The organism is Acidovorax sp. (genome assembly GCF_046339755.1).
In the GTDB taxonomy this organism is placed as follows: Bacteria; Pseudomonadota; Gammaproteobacteria; order Burkholderiales; family Burkholderiaceae_C; genus Acidovorax.
Genome location: NZ_JBKDTZ010000346.1, coordinates 18743 through 35180, shown reverse-complemented (window position 1 = coordinate 35180; position 16438 = coordinate 18743). Strand labels below are relative to the sequence as shown.

Annotated in this window: 16 protein-coding genes; 10 read left to right on the top strand and 6 right to left on the bottom strand. The window is 67.9% G+C overall.

Annotated features, from left to right (window positions below):
- The coding region (locus tag ACK59X_RS30360) for a thioredoxin domain-containing protein (protein ID WP_409962491.1) at positions 1-357 on the bottom strand (357 nt) is incomplete at its 3' end.
- A gap of 235 nt (positions 358-592) precedes the next feature.
- Between ACK59X_RS30360 and otsB the strand changes: the two genes are divergently transcribed.
- The 3 genes from otsB to otsA are packed head-to-tail and all read left to right on the top strand — an operon-like array spanning position 593 to position 4591.
- On the top strand, positions 593-1330 hold the full coding sequence (gene otsB, locus ACK59X_RS30355; protein WP_409962489.1) for a trehalose-phosphatase: 738 nt from the start codon (positions 593-595) through the stop codon (positions 1328-1330).
- Positions 1327-3153 carry a glycoside hydrolase family 15 protein gene (locus tag ACK59X_RS30350; protein WP_409962487.1) on the top strand — a complete coding sequence of 609 codons (1827 nt, stop codon included), beginning with the start codon at positions 1327-1329 and terminating at the stop codon, positions 3151-3153. The genes otsB and ACK59X_RS30350 overlap by 4 nt, the downstream gene beginning before the upstream one ends.
- A gap of 58 nt (positions 3154-3211) precedes the next feature.
- Positions 3212-4591 carry an alpha,alpha-trehalose-phosphate synthase (UDP-forming) gene (gene otsA, locus ACK59X_RS30345; protein WP_409962485.1) on the top strand — a complete coding sequence of 460 codons (1380 nt, stop codon included), beginning with the start codon at positions 3212-3214 and terminating at the stop codon, positions 4589-4591.
- Between the two features lie 7 nt (positions 4592-4598).
- On the opposite strand, the gene ACK59X_RS30340 is transcribed toward otsA, so the two are convergent.
- From ACK59X_RS30340 to ACK59X_RS30320, 5 genes are read right to left on the bottom strand one after another with little or no spacing between them, the layout of a single operon-like run.
- On the bottom strand, positions 4599-4793 hold the full coding sequence (locus tag ACK59X_RS30340; RefSeq protein WP_184858876.1) for a DUF2905 domain-containing protein: 195 nt from the start codon (positions 4791-4793) through the stop codon (positions 4599-4601).
- A gap of 17 nt (positions 4794-4810) precedes the next feature.
- Entirely contained in the window at positions 4811-5689 is an 879-nt protein-coding gene (locus ACK59X_RS30335) for an ABC transporter permease (RefSeq protein WP_409962483.1), read from the bottom strand.
- Complete coding sequence (locus ACK59X_RS30330; RefSeq protein ID WP_409962481.1) at positions 5686-6696, bottom strand: ABC transporter ATP-binding protein; 1011 nt, start codon at positions 6694-6696, stop codon at positions 5686-5688. The genes ACK59X_RS30335 and ACK59X_RS30330 overlap by 4 nt, the downstream gene beginning before the upstream one ends.
- A 14-nt stretch (positions 6697-6710) precedes the next feature.
- Positions 6711-7745, bottom strand: coding sequence for an ABC transporter substrate-binding protein (locus tag ACK59X_RS30325; RefSeq protein ID WP_409962493.1), 1035 nt, complete (start codon positions 7743-7745; stop codon positions 6711-6713).
- A gap of 56 nt (positions 7746-7801) precedes the next feature.
- Positions 7802-8728 (bottom strand): TauD/TfdA dioxygenase family protein, encoded by a 927-nt coding sequence (locus ACK59X_RS30320; RefSeq protein WP_409962479.1) that lies wholly within the window; start codon positions 8726-8728, stop codon positions 7802-7804.
- A gap of 186 nt (positions 8729-8914) precedes the next feature.
- Here ACK59X_RS30320 and ACK59X_RS30315 point away from each other — a divergent pair, with 186 nt between their 5' ends.
- The 7 genes from ACK59X_RS30315 to ACK59X_RS30285 all read left to right on the top strand — a co-directional run bounded on the left by ACK59X_RS30315 (position 8915) and on the right by ACK59X_RS30285 (position 16438).
- Positions 8915-10309: an ethanolamine ammonia-lyase subunit EutB gene (locus tag ACK59X_RS30315; RefSeq protein WP_409962477.1), complete on the top strand. Its 1395-nt coding sequence runs from the start codon at positions 8915-8917 to the stop codon at positions 10307-10309.
- Positions 10306-11106: an ethanolamine ammonia-lyase subunit EutC gene (eutC, locus tag ACK59X_RS30310; RefSeq protein WP_409962475.1), complete on the top strand. Its 801-nt coding sequence runs from the start codon at positions 10306-10308 to the stop codon at positions 11104-11106. Before ACK59X_RS30315 ends, eutC begins: the two co-directional genes overlap by 4 nt.
- Before the next feature lie 142 nt (positions 11107-11248).
- On the top strand, positions 11249-12208 hold the full coding sequence (locus tag ACK59X_RS30305; RefSeq protein ID WP_409962473.1) for a TauD/TfdA dioxygenase family protein: 960 nt from the start codon (positions 11249-11251) through the stop codon (positions 12206-12208).
- Positions 12209-12225: 17 nt separating this feature from the next.
- Positions 12226-13557, top strand: coding sequence for an ABC transporter substrate-binding protein (locus ACK59X_RS30300; RefSeq protein ID WP_409962471.1), 1332 nt, complete (start codon positions 12226-12228; stop codon positions 13555-13557).
- A 10-nt stretch (positions 13558-13567) separates the two neighbouring features.
- Positions 13568-14485: a carbohydrate ABC transporter permease gene (locus ACK59X_RS30295; protein ID WP_409962469.1), complete on the top strand. Its 918-nt coding sequence runs from the start codon at positions 13568-13570 to the stop codon at positions 14483-14485.
- Positions 14469-15359 carry a carbohydrate ABC transporter permease gene (locus ACK59X_RS30290; RefSeq protein WP_409962467.1) on the top strand — a complete coding sequence of 297 codons (891 nt, stop codon included), beginning with the start codon at positions 14469-14471 and terminating at the stop codon, positions 15357-15359. Before ACK59X_RS30295 ends, ACK59X_RS30290 begins: the two co-directional genes overlap by 17 nt.
- 5 nt (positions 15360-15364) lie before the next feature.
- Positions 15365-16438 carry an ABC transporter ATP-binding protein gene (locus tag ACK59X_RS30285; protein WP_409962465.1) on the top strand — a complete coding sequence of 358 codons (1074 nt, stop codon included), beginning with the start codon at positions 15365-15367 and terminating at the stop codon, positions 16436-16438.

The window sequence follows — 16438 nt, the reverse complement described above, 5'->3', positions numbered from 1 at the left end:
CATGATCATGGTCGGGATGCTGCGAATGCCGAAGCGGCCCGCAATCGCCTGGTGGGCCTCGGTGTCGAGCTTGGCCAGTTGCACCTGCGGCTCCAGGTCGCGCGCGGCCTGGGCGAAGGCCGGCGCCATCTGCAGGCACGGGCCGCACCAGGGGGCCCAGAAGTCCACCACCACCGGCAGGTGGCTGCGGCCCACATGCTTATCAAAGGAACTACCGTCGAGCGCCACCGGCGCGCCCGCAAACAAGGGCTGATGGCAGCTGCCGCAATCGGGGGCGCTGCCGAAGTCCGCTCGCTTGACACGGTTCGTGGTGTGGCAGTGAGGGCAGACGATGTGGGGGGATGCTTCTTCGTTCACGCAAAAATCTCCATGGGTGTGCCGAGCGTGCGCTTTTGGCAGGGCGGTTGCCTGTAAGACAAACGCCATTTTCATCTTGTGACAATGGGGGTGGGGGGCTACCTTTGCAAGCCCCTTCACCCCTGCACCCCAGTCCTGGCGCGGGTTTTGCCGCGCTGTGCCGTGTCTGCGGGGCCGGGCAGCGGCATCCGCGCGCGCTGGTGCGCCCACCGGTCGTCTGCTAAGGTGCGGACACATGCAGCTGCTCCCTTCTTTGACAACAGCCCATGCGCTCTTTTTGGATTTTGACGGCACTCTCACCGAGATGGCGCCCCGGCCCGAGGCCGTGCGCATCTCCTCGGGCCTCGTTCCCACCCTCGCGGCCTTGAGCACGCAGCTCGATGGTGCGCTCGCCATCGTGACGGGCCGGCGCGAGAGCGACATCGACCATTTCCTCGATCCCCTGCGCCTGCCGCTGGCCAGCGAGCACGGCTCGCAGTACCGGCTGGCCGACGGATCGCGCCCGGCCATCGCCCCGCCCAACCTGGAGCCCGTGCTTCAGGCGGCCACGCAACTGGCGGTGCAGTACGCCGGCCTGCTGGTGGAGCCCAAGCGCGCCAGCGTGGCCCTGCACTACCGGCTGGCGCCGCACCTGGAGGACCTGTGCCGCGACACCATGCTGGCCGCGTTGCGCAAGGTGCACGGCCTGGACCTCATGGAAGGCAAGTTCGTCTTTGAGGCCAAGCCCAAGGGCGTGGACAAGGGCCAGGCCATCACCGATTTCATGACCCAGCCGCCCTTCGCCGGCCGCACACCCGTCTTCGCGGGAGATGACGTGACCGACGAAGCCGGCTTTGCGGCCGTGCATGCGCTGGGCGGCTGGGGCATCAAAGTGGGCGAAGGCCCGACGCAGGCACACCACCGCTGCATGACGCCGGCCGCATTGCGTGGCTGGCTGTCTGCGGCAAGAACCTCCCTGGAGCGCGCACGATGACCACCACGACCGACAAGAACGACAACGCAGCCGCCGCCCCGCAGCAAGGCTCGCTCAATCTGGGCATGATCGGCAATTGCGCCATCAGCGCCCTGATCGACAGCCAGGCGCGCATGGTCTGGTGCTGCCTGCCACGCTTCGATGGCGATCCGGTCTTCAACGCCCTGCTGCAGCCGGGCGACGAGGGCAGCCATTTTGCCATCGAGATCGAGGACATGGCCTCGGCGCACCAGTGGTACGAGCCCAATACCGCGATCCTGCGCACGCAGTTGTTCGACAAGGCGGGCCATGGCGTGGAAATCACCGACTTCGCGCCCCGCTTCTTCAGCCGCTCGCGCTTCTTCCGCCCCATGACGCTGGTGCGCCGGGTGCGCCCCATCCAGGGCTCGCCGCGCGTTCGCGTGGCACTGAAGGTGAAGTACGACTGGGGCCAGAGCGAGCCGCAGGTCACGCGCGGCAGCAACCACATCCGCTATGTGGGCGGCAGCATGGCGCTGCGCCTGTCCACCGATGCGCCGGTGTCGCACGTGCTCTCGGGCCAGCCCTTCGTGCTGACACGCGAGCACAACTTCATCCTGGGTGCCGACGAAAGCCTGCTCGACGGCATTGCCGACACGGCGCGCCTGTTCGAGCAGGAGACCACCGCCTATTGGCGCGGCTGGAGCCGGGCCCTGGCCGTGCCGCTGGAGTGGCAGGACGCGGTGATCCGCGCGGCCATCACGCTCAAGTTGTCGCTGTACGAGGACACGGGCGCCATCGTCGCGGCCATGACCACCAGCATTCCCGAATCGGCCCACAGCGGGCGCAACTGGGACTACCGTTTCTGCTGGCTGCGCGACGCCTTCTTCGTGGTGCGCGCGCTCAACAGCATCTCCGAGGTGGGCACCATGGAGGACTACCTGCGCTGGCTGAGCAATGTGGTGGTGGATGCGGGCAGCGGCCACATCCAGCCGCTGTACGGCATCGGACTGGAGCGGGAACTGCCCGAATCCATGATGCCCCAGCTGGCCGGCTACCGCGGCATGGGCCCGGTGCGTGTGGGCAACCAGGCGGCCGAGCATTTCCAGCACGACGTGTACGGCAACATCGTGCTGGGCGCGGCCCAGGCCTTCCACGACCACCGGCTGCTGCACCGTGCCGGGCTGGGCGAGTTCACCCGGCTCGAGCAGGTGGGCGAGAACGCGGTGCGCGTCTACGGCCAGCCCGATGCCGGCATGTGGGAACTGCGCACGCGGGCGCGGGTGCACACCTCCTCGGCCCTCATGAGCTGGGCGGCCTGCGACCGGCTGGCCAAGATCGCCACCGCCCTCGGCCTGCCCGACCGCGCCGAGTACTGGCACGGCCATGCCCGGCGCATGCAGGAGGAGATCATCGCCAAGTCGTGGAGCGAATCGCGCCAGGCCTTTGCCGAGAGCTTTGGCGGCAACGAGCTCGATGCCAGTGTGCTGCTGATGGCCGAGGTCGGCCTGATCGACCCCAAGGACCCGCGCTTCGTGAGCACGGTGGAGGCCATGGAAAAGAGCCTGTGCGATGGCCCCTACATGCGCCGCTACGAGGCGGCCGACGACTTCGGCAAGCCCGAGACGGCCTTCAACATCTGCACCTTCTGGCGCATCGACGCACTGGCACGCATCGGCCGCAAGGACGAGGCGCGCGCCATCTTCGAGACCATGCTGGCGGCGCGCAACCCGCTGGGCCTGCTGTCCGAAGACACCCACCCCGAGACCCAGGAGATGTGGGGCAACTTCCCTCAGACCTACTCGATGGTGGGCGTGATCAACGCTGCCGTGCGCTTGTCGGCGCGATGGGACAGCGTGATTTGAGCACCGGTCGCGGTCCTGTCCCACAGACTGCGCCACCATCCGCGGGGATGATGGCGGGATGAGTCGACTTGTTGTGATATCGAACCGCCTTGCCGACCCGCGCAAGGCGGCTGCAGGCGGCCTTGCCGTTGCGTTGGGCGAGGCCCTCAACCAGACCGGAGGGCTGTGGTTTGGCTGGAGTGGTACCGTGGTCGAGGGCGGCACGCCCGGCGAAGGCGAGCTGCACACCCGCCACGCCGGCCCCGTGACCCTGGCCACCGTGGACCTGTGCCGCGAAGACCATGATGCCTACTACCAGGGCTACAGCAACAGCGTGCTGTGGCCGGTGTTCCACTACCGGCTGGACCTGGCCGACTTCAACGCCAGCTACATCGCGGGCTACCGGCGGGTGAACCAGATGTTCGCGCGCAAGCTGCTGCCGCTGTTGCGCGAAGACGACATCATCTGGGTGCACGACTACCACCTGATCCCGCTGGCTGCCGAGCTGCGCGCCATGGGCTGCCGCCAGCGCATCGGCTTCTTCCTGCACATCCCCATGCCGCCACCGCTGATCATGGCGGCGATTCCGCAGCACGAATGGTTGATGCGCTCGCTGTTCGCCTACGACCTGGTAGGCCTGCAGAGCGAGGCCGACGTCTCGCACTTCACGCGCTATGTGCGCAACGAGGGCAGTGCCGAGGAAGTGGGCGCCCAGCGCCTGCGCGCCTTTGGCGGCACGGTGCAGGTGCAGGCCTTTCCCATCGGCATCGATGTGGACGAGTTCACCCGCCTCGCCCAGGCGCCCGATGCCGTGGAAACCTACGAGAACATGCGCGACGAGTATTCGCGCCGCCGGCTGCTGCTGGGCATCGACCGGCTCGACTATTCCAAAGGCATACCGCACCGCGTGCGCGCCTACCGCGAGCTGCTGGACCGCTACCCCGAGAACCGCAACAGCGCCACGATGATCATGATCGCCTCGCCCTCGCGCGACGACGTGCATGCCTACTCGGACCTGCGCCAGGAGCTCGAAGGCCTGTGCGGATCGGTCAACGGCGACTACGGCGAACTCGACTGGATGCCCGTGCGCTACATCCACCGCACGGTGGCACGCAAGCGGGTGCCCGGCCTGTGCCGCGCCGCGGCCGTGGGCCTGGTCACGCCGCTGCGCGACGGCATGAACCTGGTGGCCAAGGAATACGTGGTGGCGCAAGACCCCGAAGACCCGGGCGTGCTGGTGCTTTCGCGCTTTGCGGGCGCGGCCGAGCAGTTGAAGGAAGCGCTGCTCGTGAACCCCTACGACACCCAGGGCACGGCCGACAGCATCCAGCACGCGCTGCAGATGCCGCTGGCCGAGCGCCAGGCGCGGCACGGCAAGCTCATGGCGCGCATCCGCGAGCACGATGTGCACTGGTGGCGCAAGGCCTTCCTGCAAGCCTTGCAGGAGGCCGGGGACTGACAAGCCCTCAAATGAACTTGGCGATCAGGCTGGCTACAAAGCTCAGCAGCAAGGTGGATGCGAGCGGAATGTCCCACTCGCGCCCCCTCCATCGAAAGCGCAGATCGCCCGGCAGCTTGCCGAAACCGATGCGGCGCAGCATGGGCGAGAGCCAGCTGATGAACATCAGCGCAAGAAAGACGACGAGAAACCAGCGGAGCATGCCCCGAGTGTAGGCGCCTACCTGGAAACGCCCCAGCGGCGGACGGTGAGCCTTTCGAGCGTATGGAAGCCCAGGCTCTCGACCGCCAGGCCGATCAGGATCACCAGCACCAGCCCCGCGAACACCTTGTCGGTGTAGAGCTCGTTGCGGTTCTGGAAGATGTACCAGCCCAGGCCGCCCTTGCCCGACGATGCGCCGAACACCAGCTCGGCCGCGATCAGCGTGCGCCAGGCAAAGGCCCAGCCGATCTTCAGGCCCGACAGGATGGACGGCAGCGCGGCCGGCACAAGGATCTGCAGCACGTAGCGGATACCGGTGAGGCCATAGTTTCGGCCGGCCATGCGCAACGTCTCGGGCACGGACTGGAATCCCGCGTAGGTGTTGAGCGCCAGCGGCCACAGCACCGAATGGACCAGCACGAACACCAGGCTGCCCTGCCCCAGGCCGAACCACAGCAGCGCCAGCGGCAGCAGTGCAATGGCCGGCAGCGGGTTGAACATGGAGGTCAGCGTGGACAGCAGGTCGCGCCCGAACTGCGTGGACACGGCCAGCGTGGTGAGCAGGAACGCCCCCAGGATGCCCGCGAAGTAGCCCTTGAGCAGCACCGACAGCGAGATCGCCGTCTTGGCGATCAGCTCGCCCGAGGCCAGGCCCTCCACCAGGGCCTTGGCGGTTTGCAGAAAGGTGGGCAGCAGCAAGTCGTTGTCCTGCCAGCGCGCCACCACCTCCCACAGCACGGCCAGCACCGCCAGGATCACGAGCTTGCGCACCCACGCCTGCTGCCAGATGCGCGCGGCCAGGGGCAGCGGCTGCACGGGCGCAATACCGCCCAGCGGCTCCAGGCTGCGCTCGAACTCGGGGCGCACGGGAGGGGTCAACAGGGAGGGGGTGCTCATACGGAAATCTGGAAAGGCAGCGAACCTGCGGGCCGCTGGGGGAGGATGAGCGGCACGCCACCCTGGCGGCCGGGCGCCAGGGCCTCGGCATCGGCCTGCACGGACCCCGGCACGGCCGCCGCACCGGGTTCATCGAACAGCAGCCGGTGGATGCGCTGGGCCGTGGCCTGGAAGTCGGCCCCGCCCAGGCTGTGCAGCCCGAACTGGTGGCTGTTGAGCTCGGCGCGCAGCCGCCCCGGGTGTGGCGAGAGGATGGCGATGCGGTTGCCCACCACCAGCGCCTCTTCAATGGAGTGGGTGACGAAGATCAGCGTGAAGCGGAACTCGTCCCACAGCGAGAGCAGTTCTTCCTGCATGCGCCGGCGTGTGAGGGCGTCGAGTGCTGCAAAAGGCTCGTCCATCAACAGCACCTGGGGCTGCATGGCCAGCGCGCGGGCAATCGCCACGCGCTGCTTCATGCCGCCCGAGAGCTGGTGCGGGTGCGCGTCGGCGAACTTGGACAGCCCCACCTTGTCGATGTAGAGCGCCGCGCGTTCGGCCGCCTCCTTGCGGCCCACGCTGCGCGAGGCCAGCAGCGGGAACATCACGTTCTCGCGCACCGTCTTCCACGGCGGCAGCTGATCGAACTCCTGGAACACCACCACCCGGTCGGGCCCGGGCCGCGTGACGGCGCGGCCGTCGAGCAGGATCTGCCCCTCGCTGGGTGCGATGAAGCCGGCAATGGACTTGAGCAGGGTGGACTTGCCGCAGCCCGAGGCGCCCAGCAGCACGAAGCGGTCGCCCGCATGCACGTCGAAGCCCACGCGGTGCGTGGCACGCACCACGCGCTCATGCGTGCGGTAGTCGATGCTCACGCCCTGCACCTGCAGCAGCGCTGCGCAAGAATTGGCGGGAACGGCCGCATTGCCCTCGGTCAGGCCTTGGACCTGCGCCTCTTGTTCCAGCGCCGCACGCTCGCTCTGCAGCGGAGGCGAGAAGGGGCCCAGCCGGATGGTGTGCTCGCTCATGCCCGCATGGCCCTTCAGTTGCCCGACGCGGTGTGCGCGTCGTCGAAGAAGTAGTCCTTGAGCGCGGTGGGCTGGTTCTTGATGGCGCCCACGCGGTGCAGGAACTGGCCCATGCCCAGCGTGTTCTCGGGGCGCACCTTGAACTGCACCTCGGGGTTCTGGATGATCTTGAGCAGCAGCGCGCGGTCGGTATTGCCGCCGGCCACCTTGAGGTAGATGTCGGCCGCTTTCTCGGGGTTGGCGGCGACGAACTTGGCCGCCTCGTCGAGCGCGTCGACGAAGGCCTTGTAGGTCTTGGGGCTCTCGTTGCGGAATTTCTCGGTAGCGTAGAGCACGGTGGCCGAGGCAGGGCCGCCCAGCACGTCGTACGAGTTGAGCACGATCTTCGCCTTGGGGTTGCCGGCCAGCTCCTGCTCCTGGAAGGGCGGGTTGCCGAAGTGGCCTGTGATCTCGGTGCCGCCCTTGATGATGGCCGCCGCCGCATCGGGGTGCGGCAGTGCCACCTGGAGCTTGTCCAGGCGGTTGAACTCCTTGTCGCCCCAGAGCTTGGCCGAAGCCATCTGCAGCACACGCGACTGCACCGAGACCCCTACGGCCGGCAGCGCGATGCGGTCCTTGTCGGTGAAGTCGGCAATGGTCTTCACCGCCGGGTTGTTGCTCACCAGGTAGTAGGGGAAATTGCCCAGCGACGCCACGCCCTTGACGTTCTGGCGGCCCTTGGTGCGGTCCCCCAGCGTGCCCAGCGGGCCCACGCCGGCACCGGCGATGTCGATATTGCCCGACAGCAGCGCGTCGTTGACGGCGGAGCCGCCCGACAGCTGCAGGAACTCCACCTTGATGTCCACACCCGCGGCCTTGCCGTGCTTTTCGATCAGCTTCTGTTCCTGCGCCACATTGAGCAGCAGGTACACGACGCCGAACTGCTGCGCAATGCGCAGCTGGCCTTCGGCCGCATGGGCCGTGGCGCTCAGCCCGCCGGCCAGCAGCCCGGCGGTGGCCAGGGCGGCGATGGTCTTGCGCACGATGCGGCGGCGGGTGGTCTGGAACATGGTCATGGGTACTGTGCAGTCAAAGATGGAAAACAAGGGATGGCGTCAGCGGCGAATCAGAAGGGCAAGTCGCCCTCGATGGTGGTCCGGTACAGCTTCCGACGCTCGCTGTCCGGCGTGCCGGCCGCCAGATGGGTCACCGAGCGGTTGTCCCAGAACACCAGGTCGTGCGGCTGCCACTGGTGGCGGTAGGTGAACTCGGTGCGCACGCTGGCGGCGAACAGTTGGGCCAGCAGGGCCTGGCTTTCGTCTTCAGGCAGACCCACGATGCGCGTGGTGAAGTGCTCGCTCACGAACAGCGCCTTGCGGCCCGTCTCGGGGTGGGTGCGCACCACGGGGTGGATGGAGGGCGCCACCTCGTCGATCTGCGCCTGGGTGAGCTTCGGGCGCCAGCGGCTGCGCGCGCGCAGTTCCTCGTACTTGGCCAGGTAGCTGTGCTCGGCCTTGAGCGACGCGATGCGGACCTTCAGATCTTCGGGCAGCGCATCGTAGGCCGCGTGCTGGTCGGCGAACAGGGTGTCGCCCCCCTCGCCCGGCAGCTCCTGCGCGTGCAGCAGCGAGCCCAGGCTGGGCTTGTCCTTGTACGACAGGTCCGAATGCCAGTAGTGGCCGGCATCGCCCAGGCCGATGGGCTGGCCGGCGGCATCCTTGATGTTGGAGACGATCAAGATCTCGGGGTGGCCCGCCAGCTGGAAATTCTTGAGCACATGGATCTGCAGCGGCCCGAAGCGGCGGCTGAAATCGACATGCTGCTGCGGCGTGATGCGCTGGTCGCGGAACACCAGCACATGGTGGTCCAGGTGCGCGCGGTGGATGCGCGCGAAATCCTCCCGGCCCAGCGGGCGCGAAAGGTCCAGGCCCAGCACCTCGGCCCCCAGGGGACCGGCTGCGCCCTCGACGGAGCGGATCACCAAGCCTTGCGGTGGTGCGTCGGCCTGGCTGGCGAACGAAGAGGCGGATGCAGATGAAAGAACGGCCGACATGGGCAACCTCGTGGGAATCTGGGCCTGTGTGCCCTGAAGTCCGCACTCTAGGTGCCTGGCTTTATTCTGGGAACGAATGTTTTTTCAGTTGTTAACAACCAAATCAGCTAAGACTGGATCACCTGTCCGATGGCACATCCCTTGCAATGGCATGCATCATTGCCAAAGGCCACCCATCCACAACCGATGCCTGCGACCTACCACCACACCATCCAGGGCCACCGCTGGCAGTTCGGCGACCTGCGCGAAGTGATGGCCAAAGCCACGCCCGCGCGCTCGGGCGATGCGCTGGCCGGCATCGCGGCCGGCTCGGCGGTGGAGCGCATGGCCGCGCGCATGTGCCTGGCCGACGTGCCGCTGGCGCGTTTCCTGAACGAAGCACTGGTGCCCTACGAGAGCGACGAGGTCACCCGCCTGATCATCGACACGCACGATGCCGCAGCCTTTGCACCCATCGCGCACCTGACGGTGGGCGGGCTGCGCGACTTGCTGCTGGCGGCCGATACGGCCGCGCTCACCGCCGTGGCCCCCGGCCTCACGCCCGAGATGGTGGCCGCCGTGAGCAAGCTCATGCGCAACCAGGACCTGGTGGCCGTGGCGCGCCAGTGCCGCGTGGTCACGCGCTTTCGCAACACCATCGGCCTGCCGGGCCACCTGGCCGTGCGCCTGCAGCCCAACCACCCGACCGACGACCTGCGCGGCATCGCGGCCTCCATGGTCGACGGCCTGCTCTACGGCGCGGGCGACGCGGTGATCGGCATCAACCCGGCCACGGACAGCATTGCCGCCCTCACCGGGCTGGTGCACATGCTCGATGGCGTGGTCTCCACGCTGCAGATCCCCACGCAATCGTGCGTGCTCACGCATGTGACCAACACCGTGCAGATGATCGAACAGGGCGCGCCGGTGGACCTGGTGTTCCAGTCCATTGCCGGCACCGAGAAGGCCAATGCGGGCTTCGGCATCCACCTCGCGCTGCTGCGCGAGGCGCGCGAGGCCGCCCTGTCCCTCAAGCGCGGCACGCTGGGCGACAACGTGATGTACTTCGAAACCGGCCAGGGCAGCGCGCTGTCGGCCAACGCCCACCACGGCGTGGACCAGCAGACCTGCGAGGCGCGCGCCTACGGCGTGGCACGCGCGTTCTCGCCGCTGCTCACCAACACGGTGGTGGGCTTCATCGGGCCCGAGTACCTGTACGACGGCAAGCAGATCATCCGTGCCGGACTGGAAGACCATTTCTGCGGCAAGCTGCTCGGTGTGCCGCTGGGCTGCGACGTCTGCTACACCAACCATGCCGAGGCCGATTCGGACGACATGGACACGCTGATGACGCTGCTGGGCGTGGCGGGACTGACCTTCATCATGGGCGTGCCCGGGGCCGACGACATCATGCTCAACTACCAGAGCACCTCGTTCCACGACGCGCTCTACCTGCGCGAAGTACTGGGCCTGCAACGCGCCCCCGAGTTCGACGCCTGGCTGCAGCGCATGCACCTGGCTGACGATGCGGGTCGGCTGCTGCCCGCCGCGCAGCAGCAGGCCGCCATTGCCCGGCTGCGGCAGATAGGCATGCGCGCATGAACCACCCCGCCCCCGCTACCGGCCCGCTGCCCGACCCCTGGGGCGACCTGCGCGCCCACACGGCCGCGCGGCTGGCACTGGGGCGCTCAGGCACGGCCATCCCCACGCGCGAACTGCTCGACTTCGGCCTGGCCCATGCCCAGGCGCGCGATGCCGTGCACCTGCCGCTCGATGCCGATGCGCTGGCCGCAAAACTGGCCGCCCTGGGCTGCACCACGCTGCGCGTGGCCAGTGCCGCGCCCGACCGCGCCACCTACCTGCTGCGCCCCGACCTGGGCCGGCGCCTGGACGAAGCCGACGCGCGGCGGCTAGGCGATGCACCACAGACAGGCTGCGATCTGCTGCTGGTCGTGGCCGATGGCCTCTCGGCGCTGGCCATCGAGCGCAACGCCATGCCCCTGGTGCAGGCCATCGTGCAAGGCACCCCGCAGGGCTGGCACATGGGGCCCGTGGCCATCGCCACCCAGGCGCGCGTGGCGCTGGGCGACGAGGTGGGCGCGCTGCTGGGCGCGCGCATGGTGGCCGTGCTGATCGGCGAGCGCCCGGGCCTGAGCTCGCCCGACAGCCTGGGCATCTACCTCACCTGGCAGCCCCAGGTGGGCCGCAGCGATGCACAGCGCAACTGCATCTCCAACGTGCGCACCGAAGGCCTGGCGCCGGCGGCTGCGGCGGCGCGCCTGTGGTGGCTGTGCGAGGAAGCCAGGCGCCTGGGCCTTACCGGCATCGGCCTCAAGGACCGCAGCGATGCAGTCACTCTGGAGGCCGTTCCCTCCGGAGGCCAGTTGGCCGGTAGCTGACGCGCACGCGCCTTCCTACCAACTTTCGCTGCTTTCGATATTGCCGAATGTTTCGGCAGCTTGGATATCGGTTTTCCTTGGTTCGCAGACTGTCGCTGCGTCCGCAGAATCCGGCGCTCCCCCCCACTGCTGGAGCCTGCCCGTGAGCGCGACCTCGTCCCCTTCCAATATCGATACCTCCTTCGGCAACCTGCGCATCCGCCGCGTGGCCGGCAGCCTGGGCGGCGAAGTCCTGGATTTCAAGCTCTCGGGTGAACTCGATGGCGCCACCGTCGCCGACCTCACCGCCGCCCTGGTGCAGCACAAGGTGCTGTTCTTCCGCGGCCAGGCGCACCTGGATGACGCCAGCCACCAGGCCTTTGGCGCCTTGCTGGGCAAGACGGTGGCCCACCCTACCGTGCCCTCGCCCACGGGCACGCGCATCTTCGAGCTCGACGCCTCCAAGGGCGGCGGGCGTGCCGATTCGTGGCACACCGACGTGACCTTTCTCGATGCCTTCCCCAAGTACGGCATCCTGCGCGGCGTGAAGATCCCGGCTTATGGCGGCGACACGGTGTGGGCCAACACGGCGGCTGCCTATGCGCGCCTGCCCGAAGACCTCAAGCGCCTGGCCGACGGCCTGTGGGCCTTGCACAGCAACGACTACGACTACGGCGCCGAACGCGTGGTGGTCGAGGAAGAGCGCCTGAACCACCACCGCAAAGTCTTCGTCTCGGCCGTGTACGAGGCCGAGCACCCCGTCGTGCATGTGCACCCGGTATCGGGTGAGCGCGCGCTGCTGCTGGGCCACTTCGTTAAGAAGATCGCAGGTTTCTCCAGCACCGAGTCGGCGCGCCTCTTCGAGATTTTGCAGAACCGCGTGATCCGCCTGGAGAACACCGTCCGCTGGCAGTGGCAGCAGGACGACGTGGCCATCTGGGACAACCGCGCCACCCAGCATTTCGCGATCAACGACTACGGCAACCAAGCCCGCCTGGTGCGCCGCGTCACCGTGCACGGCGATCCGGCCGTGGCAGTGGACGGCCGCAGGAGCCGCACGCGCACGCGCCCCGAAGCCACCAACGACGCGCAGATCGACACCCTCATCACAGCTACCGCCTGAAGCCACGGAACCATTCCATGACGCAACGACGCCAACTGCTCCAGGCCGCATCGGCCCTGGGCGCCACCGCCCTGCTGCCCGGCTTTGCCCATGCCCAGAGCGGTGCCAAGAAATTCCAGGGCGTGACCCTGAACGTCTCGACCTTCAGCGCGGCCTACCCCAAGCTGCTGCAGCAGTACCTGCCCGAGTTCGAGGCGCTCACGGGCGCCAAGGTGAACTTTGACTCCCCGTCGTTCCCGGTCTACAACCAGCGTGCCGACCTGGAGCTGTCCACCAAGGGCTCGGCGTACGACGTGGTCAACGTGACCTTCATCTACTCGAGCCGCTGGATCAACTCGGGCTGGCTCACCCCGCTCGACGACTTCATCAAGAACCCCAACTTCACCCCCGCCGACTGGGACGTGAACGACTTCCTGCCCGGCGCCCGCGCGCCCGAGACCGGCAAGGACGGCAAGCTCTACGGCATCCCCTGGACGGCGGAGGCGCTGCTGTCCGCCTCGTCGCGCTTCGACCTGGTGCAGCAGGCGGGCCTGGCCTACCCCGACACCACGGACGACCTGGTCAAGGTGCTGCGCGCCGTGAACAGGAAGGAGCGCGTGGCGGGCTTCGTATCCGACAGCCACTACGGCTGGACCTTCGTGCCCTACCTGCACGCCTTTGGGGGCGACGTGTTCCGCAAGGCGCCCGACGACCTGTACCCCACGCTCGACACGCCCGAGGCGATTGCCGCGGCCGAGTACTACGCCAGCCTGCTGCGCGAATTCGGGCCCGATGGTGCCATCACCTATACGCCCGACCAGGTGACCCAGGCGCTCAAGCTCGGCCGCGTGAATTTCACCGATGCGGGCCAGCTGCACCTTGCACAACTCGGTGACGCAGCCACCAGCAAGACCATCAAGACGCTGAAGTTCGGCCAGGTGCCCAAGGGCCCGGCCGGGCGCTTCCCGGGCACGGCCGTGCATGGCCTGGGCATTCCGACAGGCTCGAAGAACAAGGAGGCCGCCTGGGCCTTCATCCAGTGGGCGCTGTCCAAGCAGACCACGCGCAAGGCGGTGCTGGCGGGCTACGGTTCACCCGCGCGCCGCTCGGACATCGACTCCAAGGAGTTCCGCGCCAAGCAGGTCATCAACGGCAACGACCTGGCACAGCTGGCGCTCGACTCGATCGAGCTGGCCTCCAAGACCGGGCACATGAAGTACCGCACCGTGTCGGTCTACCCGCAGGTGGACCAGCAGCTCAACAAGGCGATCGCGCTGATCGCGTCGGGCCAGGCCAGCGCCAAGCAGGCGCTGCAGCAGGCCCAGGCGCAGTCGATCACCGAGCTCAAGCGCGCCGGGCAGAACCTGTGACGGGCCGGCCGTGAGCACCCTGACCGCCCCACCCGGCGTGGGCTGGGAGGCCGCGCGCCGGCGCGCCTTCCTCTGGGGCCTGCTGCCCTCGCTGGCGGTGCTGCTGCTCATCACGCTTGCGCCGGCCACGGCGCTGCTGGTGGCCAGCTTCACGCCGCTGAGCCTGACGGATGCGGCCGCCACCTTCCACTTCAAGGACCCGCTGGTCAACTACCGCCACCTGCTGGAGGACGAGCGCTTTTTGCGCTCCATCGCCACACAGCTCAAGCTGTCGGCCTCCAGCGTGGTGCTGCAGCTGGCGGTGGGCCTGGGCCTGGCGCTGCTGCTCAACGGGCGCTCGAAGCTGCTGGGCGCTACGCGCACGGTGTTCCTGATCCCCATGGTGCTGCCGCCCATCGTGGTGGCGCTGATCTGGAAGATCATGTACACGCCCGACGTGAGTCCCCTGCACCGCGCGCTGGAGGCCGTGGGCCTGCCCGTGCGCTCGCTCATCGCCAACCCGGACACGGCCCTGTGGGCCATCTCCATCGCCGATACCTGGCAGTGGTTTCCGTTCACCATGCTGATGGTGCTGGCCACCTTGCAGATGGTGCCCGACGAACCGCTGGAAGCCGCCAGCCTGGACGGTGCCAACCGCTGGCAGCTGTTCATCTACATCGTGTTTCCCTACATCCGGCCGGTGTTGGTGGTGTGCGGGCTGTTCCGCCTGATCGACAGCTTCAAGGCCTTTCCGCTGATCTATGTGCTGACCGACGGCGGCCCGGGCACGGTGACCGAAGTGACCAACTACTACGGCTTCATCCAGGCCTTCAACTTTTCCTACTGGGGCTATGCCAGCGCCATCGCGATGGTGATCCTCGCGGGCGTGTTCGCGCTCAGCTGGCTGGTGGGCCGACTGGGATGGAACGACCATGACCACAAGCGCTGACGCCACCCTGCCCCTGCTGGCACCACCCACTGCTGCCGCCTTGCCGCTGCCCGCCACGCGACGCGCCGGCTGGCTGCGCCGCCATGCGCGCGGCCTGGTGGCCATCGTCCTGTTGCTGGTGGTGATGTTCCCCTTCCTGTGGCTGGTGCAACTGGCCTTCAAGCCCGGGGCGGAGATCTTCGAGGACAGCCTGCTCTTCGTGCCCACGCTGGAAGGCTTTCGCAGCCTGCTGCAGGGCAACTTCCTCAAGTCGTTCTGGAACAGCCTGGCGGTGAGCACCCTGTCCACCGGCCTGTCGCTGCTGATCGGCGTGCCCGCCGCCTATGCGCTCACGCGCTGGCAATTCAAGTGGCGGCGCCATGTGGCGCTGTGGATCCTGGTGACGCGCATGGCACCGCCCATCGCCTTCACCATCCCGTTCTTCCTGGCCTACCGCTGGCTGGGCCTGCAGGACACCATCGCCGGCCTGGCCATCGTCTACCTCACGTTCAACCTGGCCATCGTGATCTGGCTCATGCAGACCTTCTTCGAGGCCGTGCCCGCGGCCCTCGAAGAGGCCGCCTACATCGACGGCTGCGGTGTGTGGCAGGCCTTTTGGCGCATCACGCTGCCGCTGGCCTCGCCCGGGCTGGCGGCCACGGCAGTGCTGTGCTTCATCTTCTCGTGGAACGATTTCTTCTACGCCCTCATCCTCACGCGCACCAACGCCGTCACCGCGCCCGTGGCCATCGTCAACTTCCTGCAGTACGAAGGCTGGGAGTGGACCAAGATCGCCGCCAGCGGCACGCTGGTGATGTTCCCCGTGGTGATCTTCACGGTGCTGGTGCGCACCTACCTCGTCCGCGGCCTGACGGCTGGCGGCGTCAAGGACTGACCAACATGGCCGCCCTCTCCCTACACCAGATCGTCAAGCACTACGGCGCCACGCCCGTGATCCACGGCGTGGACATTGCCATCCAGGACGGCGAATTCGTCGCCCTGGTCGGCCCCTCGGGGTGCGGCAAGTCCACGCTGCTGCGCGCCATCGCGGGGCTCGAAGCCATCACCAGTGGCGAGATCCGCCTGGGCGGGCGGGCGATCAACGACGTGGCGCCCAAGGACCGCAACATCGCCATGGTGTTCCAGAACTACGCGCTCTACCCGCACATGACGGTGGCACAGAACCTGGGCTTCTCGCTCAAGCTGCAGGGCGAGGACAAGGCGCAGATCCAGCGCCGGGTGGGTGAGGTGGCGGCCCTCCTCGGACTGGAACAACTGCTGGACCGCACGCCGCGCCAGCTTTCGGGCGGGCAGCGCCAGCGCGTGGCCATGGGCCGCGCCATCGTGCGCCAGCCTGACGCCTTTCTGTTCGACGAGCCCCTGTCCAACCTGGACGCCAAATTGCGCGTGCAGGTGCGCACCGAGATCAAGGCCCTGCACCAGCGCCTGCGCACCACCACGGTCTACGTCACGCACGACCAGGTGGAGGCCATGACGCTGGCCGACCGCATCGTGGTGCTCAAGGATGGTGTGGTCGAGCAGGTGGGCGCGCCGCTCGAACTCTACGACCGGCCGGCGAATGCCTTTGTGGCGGGCTTCATTGGCTCGCCGGCCATGAACTTCATTCCCGGCCGGCTGCACCTGGACGGCGCGGCGCGCGTGGTGACTGACGATGGCCTGCACCTGCCCCTGGCCCAGCCCCCGCAAGGGCGCCACGGCGACAGCGTGCTCTACGGCGCACGCCCCGAGCATTTTGCGCTGGAGACCAGTGGCGGTGGACTGGCTGCGCAGGTCAGGGTGGTAGAGCCCACCGGCTCGGAAACCCAGGTCGCCGTGCGGCTGGCCGGTGGGCATGACATCCTGGCGGCCTTTCGCGACCGCATCGATGTGCGGCCAGGCGATGCGCTGTGGCTGCAGCCCGTGGCCGCGCAAGCGCACCTTTTCGACGCCGCCAGCGGGGCCCGCCTGAACTGA